The organism is Streptomyces sp. NBC_00885, from assembly GCF_045207475.1.
GTDB lineage: Bacteria > Actinomycetota > Actinomycetes > Streptomycetales > Streptomycetaceae > Streptomyces.
Window position 1 is genome coordinate 5,239,103 of record NZ_CP108796.1, and the last position, 17,191, is coordinate 5,256,293.

Annotated in this window: 9 protein-coding genes; 3 read left to right on the forward strand and 6 right to left on the reverse strand. The window is 70.4% G+C overall.

Going from position 1 to position 17,191, the window contains the following annotated elements; translation table 11 throughout:
• The first annotated feature begins 215 nt into the window (after positions 1-215).
• Positions 216-5,153: an NAD-glutamate dehydrogenase gene (locus tag OHA61_RS23880; protein WP_406304746.1), complete on the forward strand. Its 4,938-nt coding sequence runs from the start codon at positions 216-218 to the stop codon at positions 5,151-5,153.
• 228 nt (positions 5,154-5,381) lie between these two features.
• On the opposite strand, the gene OHA61_RS23885 is transcribed toward OHA61_RS23880, so the two are convergent.
• A complete protein-coding gene (locus tag OHA61_RS23885) occupies positions 5,382-6,152 on the reverse strand; it encodes an ABC transporter ATP-binding protein (RefSeq protein ID WP_406307435.1) in 771 nt (256 codons plus the stop codon).
• 34 nt (positions 6,153-6,186) lie between these two features.
• Positions 6,187-7,089 carry an ABC transporter permease gene (locus OHA61_RS23890; RefSeq protein WP_406304747.1) on the reverse strand — a complete coding sequence of 301 codons (903 nt, stop codon included), beginning with the start codon at positions 7,087-7,089 and terminating at the stop codon, positions 6,187-6,189.
• A 130-nt stretch (positions 7,090-7,219) separates the two neighbouring features.
• Between OHA61_RS23890 and OHA61_RS23895 the strand changes: the two genes are divergently transcribed.
• Positions 7,220-7,825 (forward strand): TetR/AcrR family transcriptional regulator, encoded by a 606-nt coding sequence (locus OHA61_RS23895; RefSeq protein WP_389371972.1) that lies wholly within the window; start codon positions 7,220-7,222, stop codon positions 7,823-7,825.
• Between the two features lie 55 nt (positions 7,826-7,880).
• Here the strand turns inward: OHA61_RS23895 and OHA61_RS23900 are convergent, their stop codons facing one another.
• From OHA61_RS23900 to OHA61_RS23915, 4 genes are all read right to left on the reverse strand, one after another.
• On the reverse strand, positions 7,881-8,762 hold the full coding sequence (locus OHA61_RS23900; protein WP_406304748.1) for a carbohydrate ABC transporter permease: 882 nt from the start codon (positions 8,760-8,762) through the stop codon (positions 7,881-7,883).
• Positions 8,759-10,108 (reverse strand): carbohydrate ABC transporter permease, encoded by a 1,350-nt coding sequence (locus OHA61_RS23905; RefSeq protein WP_406304749.1) that lies wholly within the window; start codon positions 10,106-10,108, stop codon positions 8,759-8,761. The genes OHA61_RS23900 and OHA61_RS23905 overlap by 4 nt, the downstream gene beginning before the upstream one ends.
• A 3-nt stretch (positions 10,109-10,111) precedes the next feature.
• A complete protein-coding gene (locus OHA61_RS23910; RefSeq protein ID WP_406304750.1) occupies positions 10,112-11,470 on the reverse strand; it encodes an ABC transporter substrate-binding protein in 1,359 nt (452 codons plus the stop codon).
• 217 nt (positions 11,471-11,687) lie between these two features.
• Positions 11,688-15,071, reverse strand: coding sequence for an FHA domain-containing protein (locus OHA61_RS23915; protein ID WP_406304751.1), 3,384 nt, complete (start codon positions 15,069-15,071; stop codon positions 11,688-11,690).
• A 457-nt stretch (positions 15,072-15,528) separates the two neighbouring features.
• On the opposite strand from OHA61_RS23915, the gene OHA61_RS23920 reads away from it, so the two are divergent.
• Positions 15,529-17,175: a serine/threonine-protein kinase gene (locus tag OHA61_RS23920; protein WP_406304752.1), complete on the forward strand. Its 1,647-nt coding sequence runs from the start codon at positions 15,529-15,531 to the stop codon at positions 17,173-17,175.
• The last annotated feature ends 16 nt before the right edge of the window (positions 17,176-17,191 follow it).

Below are 17,191 nucleotides of genomic sequence, written 5' to 3' on the forward strand. Positions count from 1 at the left end.
GGGCAGCGAAGCCCCCGGCCAGCGCCCGGAGCGCCACAGCGCCCGGGCGATCGTTGATCACCCCGTTCCGGCCCCGCTGCCAACATTGGCCAATATCGGCTCGGACATCTCTCATCGCGGCATAACGTCGACTCCGACCGGACACCCCGCGTCATGGCGTTGCGTCGCTTCTTTCCCCTACGTCACGCAACGGCGCGCGACAGGAGCCAGAGGACATGCAGACCAAGCTGGACGAAGCCAAGGCCGAGCTGCTCGCACGGGCAGCCCGGGTTGCTGAGAACAGCCCGGTCGGGGGGCACCTTCCGACCGGGGCCGAGCACGGCAAGAGCCCTGACCAGGGCACCGTGCTCCGGTACCTCCAGCGCTACTACCTGCACACCGCTCCGGAGGACGTGACCGACCGGGACCCGGTCGACGTCTTCGGCGCGGCCCTTTCCCACTACCGGCTGGCCGAGAACCGCCCCCAGGGGACCGCCAACGTGCGGGTTCACACCCCGACCGTCGAGGAGAACGGCTGGACCTGCAGCCACTCCGTGGTCGAGGTGGTCACCGACGACATGCCCTTCCTCGTCGACTCGGTCACCAACGAGCTCTCCCGCCAGGGCCGCGGCATCCATGTCGTGATCCACCCGCAGGTCACGGTCCGCCGCGACCTCACCGGCAAGCTGATCGAAGTCCTGCCCATCGAGGCGAACGGCAAGGAACTGCCGCACGACGCGGTCCTCGAGTCCTGGATCCATGTCGAGATCGACCGTGAGACCGACCGGTCCGACCTCAAGCAGATCACCGCCGATCTGCTGCGGGTCCTCTCGGACGTCCGCGAGGCCGTCGAGGACTGGGAGAAGATGCGCGACGCCTCGCTGCGCATCGCCGAAGAGCTGCCCAGCGAGCCGACCGCCGACGATCTGCGTGACCAGGAGGTCGAGGAGGCGCGCGAACTGCTGCGCTGGCTCTCCGCCGACCACTTCACCTTCCTCGGCTACCGGGAGTACGAGCTCACCGAGACCGACGCCCTGGCCGCCGTGCCCGGAACCGGCCTCGGCATTCTGCGCTCCGACCCGCAGCACAGCACCGACGAGGCGCACCCCGTCAGCCCCTCCTTCAGCCGGCTGCCCGCCGACGCCCGTGCCAAGGCCCGCGAGCACAAGCTGCTCGTGCTGACGAAGGCCAACAGCCGCTCGACCGTGCACCGGCCCTCCTACCTCGACTACATCGGGGTGAAGAGGTTCGACGCCAACGGCAATGTCATCGGTGAGCGCCGCTTCCTCGGCCTGTTCTCCTCGGCCGCGTACACCGAATCCGTGCGCCGCGTCCCGGTCATCCGCCGCAAGGTCCAGGAAGTCCTCGAAGGCGCGGGCTTCGCGCCCAACAGCCACGACGGCCGCGACCTCCTGCAGATCCTGGAGACCTACCCGCGCGACGAGCTGTTCCAGACGCCGGCCGACCAGCTGCGTTCCATCGTCACGTCCGTCCTCTACCTCCAGGAGCGCCGCAGGCTGCGGCTGTACCTGCGCCAGGACGAGTACGGCCGCTACTACTCCGCCCTCGTCTACCTGCCGCGGGACCGCTTCACCACCGATGTACGGCTGCGCCTGACCGACATCCTGCTGGAGGAGCTGAACGGCCGCGCGCCGGTCGACTTCACCGCCCTGCACACCGAATCGGTGCTGTCCCGGCTGCACTTCGTCATCCGCGTCCAGCCCGGCACCGAGCTCCCCGACCTCACCGACGCCGACAAGGACCGCATCGAGTCCCGGCTCGTCGAGGCCGCCCGCTCCTGGGCCGACGGCTTCGCCGAGGCGCTCAACGCCGAGTGCGGCGAGGAGCGCGCGGCCGAGCTGCTGCGCCGTTACGGCCACGCCTTCCCCGAGGGCTACAAGGCCGACCACTCGCCGCGCGCCGCCGTCGCCGACCTGGTCCACGTCGAGCAACTGGCCCACTTGGACAAGGACTTCGCGCTCTCCCTGTACGAGCCGGTCGGCGCGGGTCCCGGCGAGCGCCGCTTCAAGATCTACCGCACCGGTGACCAGGTCTCGCTCTCCGCCGTTCTGCCGGTCCTCAACCGGCTCGGCGTCGAGGTCGTCGACGAGCGTCCCTACGAGCTGCGCTGCTCGGACCGGACGACCGCGTGGATCTACGACTTCGGTCTGCGCATGCCGCAGGCCACCGGCAACGGCGACTACCTGGCCGACGATGCCCGCGAACGCTTCCAGGAGGCCTTCTCGGCAGTCTGGACCGGCGAGGCGGAGAACGACGGCTTCAACTCCCTCGTGCTGCGCGCCGGTCTGAACTGGCGGCAGGCGATGGTGCTGCGCGCGTACGCCAAGTACCTCCGCCAGGCCGGTGCGACCTTCAGCCAGGACTACATGGAGGACACCCTCCGTACCAACGTCCACACCACCCGGCTGCTGGTCTCCCTTTTCGAGGCCCGGATGTCCCCCGAGCGCCAGCGCGGAAGCGCCGAGCTGACCGACGCCCTGCTCGAGGAGCTCGACGGCGCGCTCGACCAGGTCGCGAGCCTGGACGAGGACCGCATCCTGCGGTCGTTCCTGACCCTCATCAAGGCGACGCTGCGCACGAACTTCTTCCAGGAGGCGTTGGGCGCCAAGTACCACAGCTATGTGTCGATGAAGTTCGACCCGCAGGCCATCCCGGAACTGCCCGCGCCCCGCCCGGCGTACGAGATCTGGGTCTACTCCCCGCGCGTCGAGGGTGTGCACCTGCGTTTCGGCAAGGTCGCGCGCGGCGGTCTGCGCTGGTCCGACCGGCGTGAGGACTTCCGTACGGAGATCCTGGGCCTGGTCAAGGCGCAGATGGTCAAGAACACCGTGATCGTGCCGGTCGGCGCCAAGGGCGGCTTCGTCGCCAAGCAGCTGCCCGACCCGTCGGCGGACCGGGACGCGTGGCTGGCCGAGGGCATCGCCAGCTACAAGGTGTTCATCTCGGCACTGCTCGACATCACGGACAACATGGTGGCCGGCGAGGTCGTGCCGCCCGCCGACGTCGTACGCCACGACGAGGACGACACCTACCTCGTCGTCGCCGCCGACAAGGGCACCGCGACCTTCTCCGACATCGCCAACGAGGTCGCGGTCGCGTACAACTTCTGGCTCGGTGACGCCTTCGCATCGGGCGGTTCCGCCGGATACGACCACAAGGCCATGGGCATCACCGCCCGCGGCGCCTGGGAGTCCGTCAAGCGGCACTTCCGCGAGCTCGGCCACGACACCCAGACCCAGGACTTCACGGTCGTCGGTGTCGGCGACATGTCCGGTGACGTGTTCGGCAACGGCATGCTGCTCTCCGAGCACATCCGCCTCGTCGCGGCCTTCGACCACCGGCACATCTTCATCGACCCGAACCCGGACGCGGCCACCTCGTACGCCGAGCGCCGCCGGCTCTTCGAGCTGCCCCGTTCCTCCTGGGCCGACTACGACAAGGAGCTGCTGTCGGCCGGCGGCGGCATCCACCCGCGCGCGGCCAAGTCGATCCCGGTCAACGCACACATGCGCGCTGCCCTCGGCATCGAGGCGGGCATCTCCAAGATGACGCCCGCCGAACTGATGAAGACGATCCTCAAGGCCCCGGTGGACCTGTTGTGGAACGGCGGCATCGGTACGTACGTCAAGGCCTCCTCCGAGTCCAATGCGGACGTCGGCGACAAGGCCAATGACGCGATCCGCGTCAACGGCGAGGACCTGCGGGTCAAGGCCGTCGGCGAGGGCGGCAACCTGGGTCTGACCCAGCTGGGCCGGATCGAGTTCGACCGCAGCGGCGGCAAGATCAACACCGACGCCATCGACAACAGCGCCGGCGTGGACACCTCCGACCACGAGGTGAACATCAAGATCCTGCTCAACGGCCTGGTGTCGGACGGCGACATGACCGTCAAGCAGCGCAACAAGCTGCTCGCCGAGATGACCGACGAGGTCGGCGCGCTGGTCCTGCGCAACAACTACGCGCAGAACGTCGCCCTCGGCAACGCTGTTGCCCAGTCGCCCTCCCTGCTCCACGCCCACCAGCGCTTCATGCGGCGTCTCGGCCGGGACGGGCACCTGGACAGGGCACTTGAGTTCCTGCCGAACGACCGGCAGATCCGTGAGCTGCTCAACTCCGGCAAGGGGCTCAGCCAGCCCGAGCTGGCGGTGCTGCTCGCCTACACCAAGATCACGGTGGCGGACGAGCTGATCGGGACCGCGCTGCCGGACGACCCGTATCTGCGCCGGCTGCTGCACGCGTACTTCCCGCAAGCCCTGCGCGACAGGTTCCCCGACGCGATCGACGGGCACGCGCTGTGCCGGGAGATCGTCACGACGGTGCTGGTCAACGACACGGTGAACACCGGTGGTTCGACCTTCCTGCACCGGCTGCGCGAAGAGACGGGCGCGTCGATCGAGGAGGTCGTGCGGGCGCAGACCGCGGCCCGCGAGATCTTCGGGCTCAACGCCGTGTGGGACGCGGTCGAGGCGCTGGACAACAAGGTCCCGGCCGCCGTCCAGACCCGTATCCGGCTGCACTCGCGCCGCCTCGTCGAGCGCGGCACGCGCTGGCTGCTCGGCAACCGGCCGCAGCCGCTGGAGCTCGCCGACACCATCGGCTTCTTCGCCGAGCGCGTGGAGCAGGTCTGGGCCGAGCTGGCGAAGATGCTGCGCGGCGCGGACCTGGAGTGGTACCAGAGCATCCTCGAAGAGCTCACCGAGGAGGGCGTCCCGGAGGAGCTCGCGCTGCGGGTCGCCGGGTTCTCCTCCGCCTTCCCGACGCTCGACATCGTCGCGATCGCGGACCGCACCAAGAAGGAGCCGATGGCGGTCGCCGAGGTGTACTACGACCTCGCGGACCGGCTGCGGATCACCCAGCTGATGGACCGGATCATAGAGCTGCCGCGGGCCGACCGCTGGCAGTCGATGGCCCGCGCATCCATCCGCGAGGACCTGTACGCGGCGCATGCCGCTCTGACGGCGGACGTGCTCACCGTCGGCAATGGCACCTCGACGCCGGAGGAGCGGTTCAAGGCGTGGGAGCAGAAGAACGCGGCGATCCTGAGCCGGGCGCGTACGACGCTGGAGGAGATCCAGGGCTCGGACACGTTCGACCTGGCGAATCTGTCGGTCGCGATGCGGACGATGCGGCAGCTGCTGCGGACTCACAGCTGATACGGCTATAACGGGGCGCCCGGCACCGAATCGGTGCCGGGCGCCTTCGTCTTGAGGTAGTTCGTCTTCAGGTGGTTCGCGCGAGTCGGGGGTCTATCGCGCGGCCGTGGCGGCCCACAGCCGACGGGCGATCCCCGGCACCGGGGAGTGGCCGAAGGAGGACAGGGGTTGGCCGATCCGATGGGGCGTCATCGACCCGAAGTTTAGGGGGTATTGGGTCGATCTCGGCTATTTGGTGTTGTTGTACTTCTCGTACGCGGCGACGACTTCCGCCGCCGGGCCGTCCATCAGCATCCGTCCCGCCTCCAGCCAGATCGCGCGGTCGCAGGTCTGGGTGATCGCCCCGTTGCTGTGGCTCACCAGAAAGACCGTGCCGGCCTCCTCGCGCAGTTCGGTGATGCGCTCCTGGCTGCGGCGCTGGAACCTCGCGTCGCCGGTCGACAGGGCCTCGTCGATCAGCAGCACGTCATGGCTCTTGGCTGCGGCGATCGAGAAACGGAGCCGGGCGCCCATGCCGGAGGAGTACGTCCGCATGGGGAGCGAGATGAAGTCGCCCTTCTCGTTGATCCCCGAGAAGTCCACGATCTGTTCGTAGCGCTCCTGGATCTGCTCGCGGGTCATGCCCATCGCCAGACCGCCCAGGATGACGTTGCGCTCGCCGGTCAGATCTCCCATCAGTGCGGCGTTCACGCCGAGCAGGGAGGGCTGGCCCTGGGTGAAGACCCTGCCCTCGGTGGCCGGCAGCAGGCCCGCGATCGCCTTCAGCAGCGTCGACTTGCCGGAGCCGTTGGAGCCGATCAGACCCACGGCCTCGCCCTTGTACGCCGCGAAGCTGACGCCCTTGACGGCATGCACCTCGCGGACGCCCGCGGACTTCTTGCGGGAGACGATCCGGCTGAGGGCGGAGGTGGCGCTGCCTTTGCCGCCGCGGGCGCCGTGGACCGTGTACTTGATGTGGACGTTGTCGACGACGACGGTCGGGACGCGTTCGTCGCTCATCCGCATGTCCTCGGGTGCCGGGATTACCTGGGGATCAGACACGGCCGTACTCCTCCTCTGCCTTCCAGAAGTAGATGAACCCGCCCACTCCGAACAGGAGCGCCCAGCCGAGGGCGACGGCCCAGACGTGCGGGGGCAGTTGGGCGGAGCTGTAGCTCTCGATGAGCGCGAACCGCATCAGGTCGATGAAGACCGCGGCGGGATTGCACTCCAGGGCGACCATCACGAGATGCGGCAGGTGCGCGCCCTTGAGGACCTTGTCGATGCTCCACATCACGCCGGAGGCATACATCCAGGTGCGCAGGACGAAGGGCATCAGCTGGGCGATGTCGGGAGTCCTGGCGCACAGCCGCGCCATGATCATCGAGACGCCGGTGTTGAAGACCGCCTGCAGGATCAGGGCGGGGACGGCCAGTAGCCAGGTGAGCTTGGGGTACTCCCCGAAGCAGATCAGGATCATGACCAGCGCGCCCATGGAGAACAGCAGCTGCTGGAGCTGGAGCAGGACGTAGGAGATGGGCAGGGTGGCGCGCGGGAAGTGCAGCGCCTGTACCAGTCCCATGTTGCCGCGGATGGCGCCGCTGCCGGTCATGATCGAGCTGGAGGTGAAGGTCCAGATGAAGACGCCCGTGACCAGGAACGGGACGAAGTCGGGGACGCCGCGGCTGGTCTGGAGCAGGATGCCGAAGATGAAGTAGTAGACCGCCGCGTTCAGCAGCGGGGTCATGATCTGCCAGACCTGGCCGAGCTTGGCGCGGCTGTACTGCGCGGTGAGGCGGGCGGTGGCGAAGGCGCCGATGAAGTGGCGTCGTGACCAGAGCTGCCGGACGTAGTCGGGCAGCGCCGGCCGGGCACCGCTGACGGTCAGCCCGTGCCTGAGGGCGAGCTCACCGAAATCCTCCACGAAGGGGGGAGGGGTAAACGTCTGCGTGCTCACAGGGGCGGCCACTTTCGACGGGGGCAGGGTGGACGCTGGCGATGGGACGGACCCGTATCGTCGCTACGGTGAGAGTAGGACGGTCCGGCGTCGCAACGCAACCGTGTCGTCGTGACGGTAGGATCCGGGCATGACCACGGACCCTGGAACCCCACGACGTGCCCCCGCGGGAGCCGCAGTGCTCCGGGAGGACGTGACCGATGCGATTCGCGCCGCCGTCTTCGAGGAGCTGGCGGCGGTCGGCTTCGCCCGGATGTCGATCGAAGGGATCGCGCGGCGCGCGGGCGTCGGCAAGACCGCGGTCTACCGGCGCTGGAAGTCGAAGCTGTCGCTCGTGCTCGACCTGGTCTCGGCCTTCGCCTCGCAGGGGCTGCCGGCGCCGGCGACGGGTTCGCTGTACGGAGACGTACGGGCGCTGCTGGAAGTGGCCTCGCACGCCCTGCGCCACCCGGTGGCCTCCCAGGTCATCCCGGACCTGCTGGTGGAGGCGGCGCGCCACCCGGAAATCTCGGACGCGATCAAGGCGGCGCTGCTGGACAATCAGCAGGGCGTGGCGGCGGTGGTGGTCCGCGAGGCGGTGTCCCGCGGCGAACTGCCGGAAGGAACGGATCCGGACCGGGCGCTGGACCTGATCGTGGGTCCGCTGTACTGGCGGCTTGTGGTGGTGCGGGGCGGGTTGCCGAAGGGGTACCTGGACGAACTGGCGAGGTCGGCGGTGGCGGGGCTCAAGGCTTGATCGGGGAGCGGAGTGTGGCTGGCTCTAGGGGGAGCCAACGCCCCTCGCCCGTACGTCACTTCACCGCCCCCGCCATCACCCCCGTCACGAACTGCCGCTGGAACGCGAAGAACACCGCAAGCGGGATGATCATCGAGACGAACGCCCCCGGCGCCAGCACGTCGATGTTGTTGCCGAACTGCCTCACCTGGCGCTGCAGTGCGACGGTGATCGGCGCGCTCTCCGAGTCCGCGAAGATCAGGGCCACCAGCATGTCGTTCCAGACCCACAGGAACTGGAAGATGCCCAGCGACGCGATCGCCGGGCCGCCCAGCGGCATCACCATGCGGGTGAACAGGCGGATCTCGCCCGCACCGTCCAGCCTCGCCGCCTCCAGCAGTTCCCTCGGGATCTCCGCGAAGAAGTTCCTCAGCAGGAAGATCGCGAAGGGAAGCCCGAACGCCACATGGAAGACGATCACGCCGATCGTCGTCTCGAAGATGCCGATCCAGCCGAACAGTTTGGAGACCGGCACCAGCGCGACCTGGACCGGGACCACCAGGAGGGCGACCACCGCGATGAACCACCAGTCGCGGCCGGGGAAGTCCATCCAGGCGAACGCGTAACCGGCCAGCGAGCCGATCACCACCACCAGCAGCGTCGCGGGGACGGTGATCAGGACGCTGGACAGCAGGGAGTCGGTGATCGCTTCGTTGTCCAGCAGCCGTGAGTAGTTGTCGAACGTGAGCTGCGCCGGCGCGCTGAACACCTTCCACCAGCCGCTCGCGCTGATGTCCGCGGGCCCCCGAAGCGAGGACAGCAGCAGCCCGAACGTCGGCAGCAGCCAGAACAGTCCCACCAGGACGAGAAAGACGCGCATCACGCCACCGCCCGCGCGCGCCGCGATCCGTGCCGGGAGGGACTGCTTCGCCTTCACCACACCGTCGGCCGTGGTCATCGGCGGGCCTCCCTTCGCATGCGCCGGATGTTGAACAGCATCACCGGGACCACCAGCAGCAGCAGGAGTACGGCAATCGCGCTGCCCAGCCCCAGGTTCGAGTCCGTGCCGAAGGAGGAGCGATAGAGCTGGAGCGCCAGGACATTGGCGTCGTCCTGCGCGGACCCGGGCGCGATGATGAAGACCAGGTCGAAGATCTTCAGCACATTGATCATCAGGGTGACCAGCACCACCGCGAGCACGGGAGCCAGCAGCGGGACCGTGACCCTGCGGAAGACCTGCCATTCGTTCGCGCCGTCCACCCGCGCCGCTTCGAGCAGTTCACGCGGCACGCTCGCGAGCCCCGCCGCGATCAGTACCATCGCGAAGCCTGCCCACATCCATACGTAACTGCCGATGATCGCCGGAGTGACGAGCGAGGGCCCGAGCCAGTTGACGCCGTTGTACGGCTCGCGGAAGTTGTCGGCGGGCAGCCGCAATCGGGCACCGTCCGCAGAGGCGGGCAGCGTGAACGTACCGTCCGCGCCGGCCCTTGCCGAGGCGACCACCTTGCCGTCCTTGACCGCCTCGACCTTGATGCCCTTGAGACCGAGCTCCTTCGCGTCGATGGCATTCGGCCTGCCGCCGCCGCCCTTGGTGAAGTCCAGCCACGCGGTGCCGGTGATCTTCCCGTCGTCCGGCTGCGCCGCCTTGGCGGGCCTGGCGCCGGACGGCATCTTCTCGGCCGCGATGCCCACCAGCGGGAGCTGGACCTGTTGGCCCGCGGTCACCGGATCCTTGGTGACGAACGACCCGCCTGCGCCCCCCTTGAGCGGGGCGAGCGCCAGCGGATGCGCCTTGGGGAATCCGGCCGACTCGGCGAAGGTGTCATGCACGCCCACCCAGACCGCGTTGGCGACCCCGCGGTCCGGATCCTGCTCGTACACAAGCCGGAAGATGATGCCCGCCGCGAGCATCGAGATCGCCATCGGCATGAAGACGATCAGCTTGAACGCGGTGCCCCAGCGCACCCGTTCGGTGAGTACGGCGAAGATCAGACCGAGTGCCGTCGAGACGGTCGGCGCGACGACCACCCAGATCGCGTTGTTCTTGACCGCGGTCAGGATGCTGTCCTCGGTGAAGATCTCCTTGTAGTTGTCGAGCCCGGCGAACGAGCTGCCGGACTGGTCGAAGAAGGACCGGTAGAGGGAGTACCCGATGGGGTAGACGACGAGCGCGCCCAGCAGCACCAGCGCGGGCAGCAGAAAGCCGACCGCGACGATTTTACGTGTGCCTGTCACGCTCTTGCGCTTGTCGGCGGGGGGAGCCGGACGCGCCGGACCCCCCGCGGTCGCCGCGGTTTTCACCCGTCAGCTCTTGTACGCCTTGGCGGCGTCCGACTCCAGCTTCTGCTGGGCCCCGGCCACGTCCTTCGGGTTCTTCAGGAAGTCCTGCAGGGCCTTCCACTCACCCTTGCCCGGCGTGCCGCCGAACGACTGCGGCATCTGGTCCGACATGTCGAAGCGGAAGTCGTCGCCCGCCGCGATCAGTGCCTTGGCGATGTCGCGCTGCACATTGTTGGGATACGCGGACAGGTCCAGCGACTTGTTCGGGGAGAGGAATCCGCCGGCGGAGGCAGAGATCTTGGCCGCGTCCGGTGAGGCCAGGAAGGTCAGCAGCGCCTGGGCGCCCTTGCTGTCCTTCAGTGCCACCGCCGCGTCGCCGCCCGTCACGACGGGAGCCAGCGCGCCGACCGCCGGGAAGGGGAACACCTTCGCGTCCGTACCGATCTTGGACTCGGTCTGCGCGATGTTGACGGTCACGAAGTCGCCCTCGAAGACCATCGCTCCCTTGGGCTGATCGCCCCCGCTGAAGGTCTGGGTGACCGAGGCCGGGAACTCCGTCTGCAGCGCGCCGTCCGCGCCGCCCGCGATCAGGGCGGGCTTGCCGAAGAGCTCGCCGAGCGTGGTCAGCGCGGTCTTCACCGAGGCGTCGGTCCACTTGATCTTGTGCTGGGCGAGCTGGTCGTACTTCTCCGGGCCCGCCTGGGAGAGATAGACGTTCTCGAACCAGTCCGTGAGCGTCCAGCCGTCCGCGCCCGCCACCGAGACGGGTGTGACGCCCGATGCGGAGATCGTCTCGGCCGTCGCCAGGAAGTCCTTCCAGGTTTTCGGCTCCTTCGCGCCCGCGTTCTCGAAGACCGCGTTGTTGTACCAGACCAGGGACTTGTTGGCGGCCTTGTAGTACACGCCGTACTGCGTGCCGTCCACCGCGCCGAGATCCTGCCAGCCCTTGGAGTAGTTCTTCGCCAGCTGCGCCTTCGCCTCGGGGCCGACGGGCTTGGCCCACTTGCGCTGCACGGCCTGCTGGATCGCGCCGACCTGGGGGAGCATCGCCACATCGGGGGGAGCGCCGCCCGCGATCTTCGTACCGAGGAAGTTGACGATCGGGTCCTGCGCGGGCACAAAGGTGACCGTTGCACCGGTGCGCTTCTCGAACTCCTTCAGGACCTTGGTGAAGTTCTCCTGCTCGGGTCCGCTCCAGACCGCGGCGACCTGCACCTTCTCGCCGTTCAGCTTGGGCAGTTGGACGCTCGCCGCTTCCTTGCCGCCGTTTTCGCCCGGTTTCGTCTTGTCGTCGTCCTTGTTGTCACCGCAGCCGGCGATGGCGAGAGCGCCGATGGCGGCGAATAACACTGCGGCCCTGCCGGTACGAAGAGTTGTGCGCATCACTGCCCCGTCTCTTCCGTGCGCGATCCGTGCGCTGCCCCGAACGGCTTCCCGATGCCCGCCCGAGCGCTTTCCCGAACCCCTTCCCGAACGCTTCCCGTGCCGACAGGTGTACGCCCGGTATGAGGGCGTCGCAATACCGCGTCAGGTGTCAACAGGGCTTTTGTGATGGCCTTGTGACGTGATGTCACATGACATGGCGTGAGTACGCCATCGGTCAGGGGCGGGCCGGCGAGAGCGGAGGCACGGGCGCGGCGTCCACCGAGCGCGCGGCACGCTCCAGCGCACTGGCCAGCAGCGCCAGGTCCGTTGGACCGTTGCCCAGTTCACGCACAGGGCGGCGAGCGGGCGGATCACCCATCCGCTCCCATTCGAGCGGTACCACAGTGGGGCGCGAGGTCGCCGTACGCGGAATGCGTCCCGTTACCCGGCCGCTCTGGAACGGCGTCACCCGGCCGTCCGGATGTCCGAGCCTGCCCCGCCCGGGAGCGGGATCCTCCGGCCCCGGAGCGGCAGGCGGCGCGTCCAGCACGACGCGCAGCCGCGCGCCCTGCGCCAGATCCGTGTCGACCGTGCGGTCCGGGCGCGCGGACGTCGCGACCAGATGTATCCCGAGCCGCTCGCCGTCACGGGCCACGGCCTCCAGCGCCCGTACGACGGAACCCGCCGCGGGCCGTCCCGTACTGCCGAGCGCCGGGGCGACCAGCGCGTCGAAGTCGTCCACCAGGACGATCAGCCTGGGCAGTGGGGCCGGGCCCTCCGCCTTCGTACGAGCACCGGGGCGCAGGCGCAGCGTCCCACTGGCCGGGGAGTCCAGGTCACCGCGCTGCTCGGCGGCGCTCGGCGGGCGCTGGCCCACCATGCGGTCCGCGAGCTCGCGCTGGCTGTGCCACTCGGCGAAGCCCACGCTTCCCAGCAGCTCGGAGCGGCGCTTCAGCTCGGCACCCAGCGCCTGGGCGAAGACCCGCATACGGACAGGGTCTGAGGCCACCAAGTGCTCGGTGACATGTGGCAGTTCCGTACAGGCCGCGAGTCCTTCGCCGCGCTCGCCGCCCGCCCCGTCGACGAGCAGCAGGCCGAGCCGGTCGGGGCGGCCCGCGGCGGCGAGCGAGGCGGCCACGGAGCGCAGCAGCTCCGTACGGCCGCTGCCCGCAGGGCCCTCTATCAGCAGATGCGGGCCCTCCTCGGTCAGATCGACGGCGAGAGGGCCGCGCGGGCCGGCGCCGAGCACCACGGTCCCGTCGCCCGCCGAGGCCCAGCGCGCCATCAGCGAGGCGGGGGTGGCGCGGGCCAGCTCCAGCTCGTCGAGCAGCCGCGAGGCACGGGGCAGCGCGGTGGCACTGCCGGGGTGGGTGCCACCGCCCTCGGCGCGCAGCGGCGCGAGCGCCCGGCCGAAACGCTCGGCCCAGGCCGCCGACACCGCGTCCACCGCGCCGACCGTGCCATGGCCCACGGGCCGGCCCTCGGCCGTACGCATCAGCCGCAGCGCCGTCGCCACATCGCCGCTGAGCAGGGCGACCGCCCCGCACTCGCGGAACGCGAGCGAGGCCGTGCACGCCGTCTCGTAGGTCGCGGCGACCGGGGAGAGGGGCGAGGCGGCCGGAGTCTCGGCCAGAGCGATCAGATGGATCCCCGCGGCCCAGCCCGCTCCGGCCAGCCGGGCCGTCGTCTCGCGCAGCACGGCCGATCCCGGGTCGCCGTCGACTATGACGACCGTACGGGCGCCGTCGTACCGCTCGGCGGCATCCGCGAGCGACCTGCGATCGGCGCTCGGCCAGGCGGGGCCGAGGCCGTCGTCCAGCCTGCGGGTGAGCTCGGCGGTGCGGGCGGTGGCCTGGTCCCGGTCGTACGCGAGCAGCAGACGGCAGTCCTGGCCGTGAGCGGGGCGCAGATGCGGCAGCCAGCCGAGCCACGCCCACTCCGCCCTGCGCTCCTCCAGGCTCCGCGCCCGGTCCGTACTGATCAGCACGATCTCCAGATCCACGGGCGAGTGCAGCGCGGCGAGCTGGGCCACGGCGGACCGCGCCAGTCCGGCCAGCCGCGCCCTGGGTCCGGCGAGCCCGAGCGAACCGGCCTCACGCAGGGCGACGGTCACCGGCACGGAGGGCAGCTCGGCCCGGTCGGCGGTGCCGAGCCGCAGGACGAGCGACTCGGGGTGCGCGGGTCCGCGCTCCCAGAGCCGGGGGCCGGGGCCCAGCGCCGTGAGCAGAACCGCGGCGGGGTCCGGCCAGCTCTCCACGAGGGGCGCGGCGGCGACGGGCGGTCCGGGCTGCGGAGCCACCTCGGCGACGGGCTCCTCCCGCCCTCCGGCCAGCCGCCGCGCCCAGGCGCCTATGCCGCGCTTTCGAGGAGTGCTGTCGGGCAGTCGCGTGCCGCGCGGGGGCGTGGTCCCGGTGGTACGGCTGTGGGCCGCGGGAGCCTCGTCCGGGGCATCGGTCGCCCTGGAGTGCGTGCTTTCCGGGTTGTACGTATAGAGCGTCCCGGCGTCGCCACGGGCTGCGCCGGTCGGTGCGACGGGGGAGGTGGGGTCGTACTGCGGGGGCACGCGGTGCGGGTCGGGGTGGCCGGCGGGACCGGCGTCCATGCCGGTGCCGGTGGCGTCGTTGCGGGCCCAGCTGGGGGCCCGTCGGCCCGGTCCGGGGCCGCCGGACGTGGGACCACCCGTGCCGGACACCCCGGCGCCGGACCAGTTGGAGTGCGAGCCGCCGGTCCCGCCCGGTCCGTCGCCGGAGCCCGAGGCGTACCCGGCCGACCTGCCGTCCGCCCCGGGGTCGCCCGTACCGGAGAAGCCGGCCGAAGACCCGCGAGAGCCGGAGTCACCCGGAGCCGTACCGCCGGATCCATGGACACCCGGTGCGAATCCGCCCGGGGCCGCACCGTCCGCCCCTGCCGGTCCGCTGCCACTGTGCCCCGCGTCCGCAGTGTCCGGTCGCGTCACGCGCAAGTGGCCCTCGCCGTCCGGCGCCGTCGCCAGTGACTGCCCGCGCTCGCCCTGGGTGACCCGGAGCGTCGACTCGCCCAGGCGCAACAGCGCTCCCGCGGGCAGCCGCACCGGGCGCGTGCCCACGCTCGTGCCGTCCAGCGTCGTGCCGTTCGTCGAGTCGAGGTCCGCGACCGTGACGCGGCCGTCCTCGGCGACCGTGACCGCGCAGTGCAGGCGCGAGACGTCAGGGTCGTCCAGCGGGACGTCCGCGTCCGCGGAGCGGCCGATCCTGATCTGGCCGCCGTGCAGCAGATGGACTCCGCCCGCGTCGGGACCCGCGACCACATGGAGCTGCGCCGAGGCGTCCGTACCCGGAGCATCGGCCTCGCCCGGGACCTGGAGGGAGAGCACCGCGCCGTCCACCAGCGGCGGCTCGCCCAGCGTGCGTCGCTGCGCGTCGAGCCGTTCCTGCCCCGCATACAGCACGACGGAGCCCGAGGCGTCGGTTCCCGAGACGGCCGCGGCCAGCCCGGAGGCGACGGCGGCCAGCGCCGTCCCGGCAGGCGCGGTGATCAGCACGTCGCAGGAACGTCCCGCAGAGGACTGGCCCGCAGGGGAGTGTCCCGCGGCCGGGGATTGCCCGCAGCGCGGCGCGAGGACAGTCAGCCGGATCTGCATCGCCGTCAGCAATCCCTTCTGCGCGGGGTGCCCGGCGGGGGAGCCGCCCTGTGATCCCCCACCCGGCAGGTCGGCACGCGCCGCAAGGCTCCCTCCCTCACGACTCCGTGCTGAGGGCATCCTCGCACCTGCCACTGACAACACGCCCGGGGGTCACCGTTAAGTGATCTTGAATGTTCGGCTCTGGCCGTAGAAATGCCTGGTTGGGGCCTGCTCCGGAACGACAGTGATGTCTGCGGCACGGACGTTCGGCAACCATCCGTACGATGCCGACGTCTTTCTTTCGAACAGCGCCGGCAGCGGAACCGTACGTGGCACTGAAAGAGGAACGGCAAGAGGGAGATGGTGACGACCGGCCGGTGCGTCGTCCGGCGGCACTAAAGTGGGTCGGACACCCATGGCCGGGCACAGTGCCACGGGACCACGCAAGGACCACGATCAGCAGGGAGCACATGACGTGCGGCCGGTAGGCAGCAAGTACCTGCTCGAGGAGCCCCTCGGGCGCGGCGCCACGGGCACCGTCTGGCGAGCGAGCCAGCGCGAGACCGCAGGCGCCGAGGCGGCCGTTGCCGGCCAGCCCGGCGAGACCGTCGCGATCAAGGTCCTCAAGGAGGAGCTGGCGAACGACGCGGACGTGGTGATGCGCTTCCTGCGCGAGCGCTCCGTCCTGCTCCGCCTGACCCACCCGAACATCGTGCGCACCCGCGACCTGGTCGTCGAGGGCGATCTCCTCGCACTGGTCATGGACCTCGTCGACGGCCCCGACCTGCACCGCTACATCCGCGAGAACGGCCCCCTCACACCGGTCGCCGCCTCCCTGCTGACCGCACAGATCGCGGACGCGCTCGCCGCCAGCCACGCCGACGGCGTCGTCCACCGCGACCTCAAGCCCGCGAACGTCCTGCTCAAGACCGACGCCGACGGCCAGATGCACCCGATGCTGACCGACTTCGGCATCGCGCGCCTCGCGGACTCCCCGGGCCTGACGCGTACGCACGAATTCGTCGGCACGCCCGCGTACGTCGCGCCGGAGTCCGCCGAGGGCCGCCCGCAGACGTCCGCCGTCGACATCTACGGCGCGGGCATCCTGCTGTACGAACTGGTCACCGGCAGGCCCCCGTTCGCGGGCGGCACCGCGCTCGAAGTGCTCCACCGCCACCTGAGCGAGGAGCCCCGCCGCCCCACCACCGTCCCCGAGCCGCTGTGGACGGTCATAGAGCGCTGCCTGCGCAAGGAGCCCACCGAGCGGCCCAGCGCCGAGAACCTGGCCCGCGGGCTGCGCACCGTCGCGGCCGGTATCGGGGTGCACTCGTCCGCCGCGCAGGTCGAGGCCGCGCTCGGTGTCGCCGCGCTGCTCGCCCCGGACCCCGCGCCCGCCCAGGTCCCGCAGGTTCCGGGCGCCTCCGACGCGACGCAGGTCCTGCCGGGCAATGCCGGTTCGTACGACCCCAACGCGGCGACCAGCGTCATGCAGCAGACCGGCAACGCGCAGTCCGGCAACCCGCAGCAGGGCGCCGACCCGACCGCGGTCATGCCGCCCCTCCCGCCGGGCCAGCCGCGTCCGGAGGATCCCCACCCCTGGCAGTCCCAGCTGCAGGCGGCCCGCGACCGCAACGAGCAGACGCAGGTCCAGTACCTCGACCCGAGCCAGGACCCGCTGCGCCGCCGCCCGCAGCGCCAGCAGCAGCGGCCCCAGCAGCCGCCGATGCACCCGCAACAGCAGCAGTACGCGCCTCAGGCCCAGCCCCCGCGTCCTCAGCGCCCGCAGCCGCAGCGGCAGCAGTACGCCCCGCCGCCGCAGCAACAGCAGTACGCACCTCCGCAGCCGCCGCCCCAGCAGCCCGCAGCGCGTCAGCCGAGGCCACCGCGCCAGCGCAGCTCCAACCCGATGCGGATCCCGGGCCTCGGCTGCCTCAAGGGCTGCCTTTTCACGCTGGTCCTGCTCTTCGTCGCGGGCTGGCTGATCTGGGAGCTGACGCCGCTGCAGGGATGGGTCGCCCAGGGCAAGAGCTACTGGGAGGCGATCGGTGACGGCATCTCGAAGCTGTCGGACCTGATCTCGGAGCTCGGCGGCAGTTCGGACACCCCCAACACGGGGCAGTAGTAACGACTCTGCGGAT

Coding starts and splice junctions, on each gene's coding strand:
- OHA61_RS23910 (WP_406304750.1), bottom strand. CDS start 11,470: ATGCGCACAACTCTTCGTACCGGCAGGGCCGCAGTGTTATTCGCCGCC.
- OHA61_RS23915 (WP_406304751.1), bottom strand. CDS start 15,071: ATGCAGATCCGGCTGACTGTCCTCGCGCCGCGCTGCGGGCAATCCCCG.
- OHA61_RS23885 (WP_406307435.1), bottom strand. CDS start 6,152: ATGAGCGACGAACGCGTCCCGACCGTCGTCGTCGACAACGTCCACATC.
- OHA61_RS23880 (WP_406304746.1), top strand. CDS start 216: ATGCAGACCAAGCTGGACGAAGCCAAGGCCGAGCTGCTCGCACGGGCA.
- OHA61_RS23895 (WP_389371972.1), top strand. CDS start 7,220: ATGACCACGGACCCTGGAACCCCACGACGTGCCCCCGCGGGAGCCGCA.
- OHA61_RS23900 (WP_406304748.1), bottom strand. CDS start 8,762: ATGACCACGGCCGACGGTGTGGTGAAGGCGAAGCAGTCCCTCCCGGCA.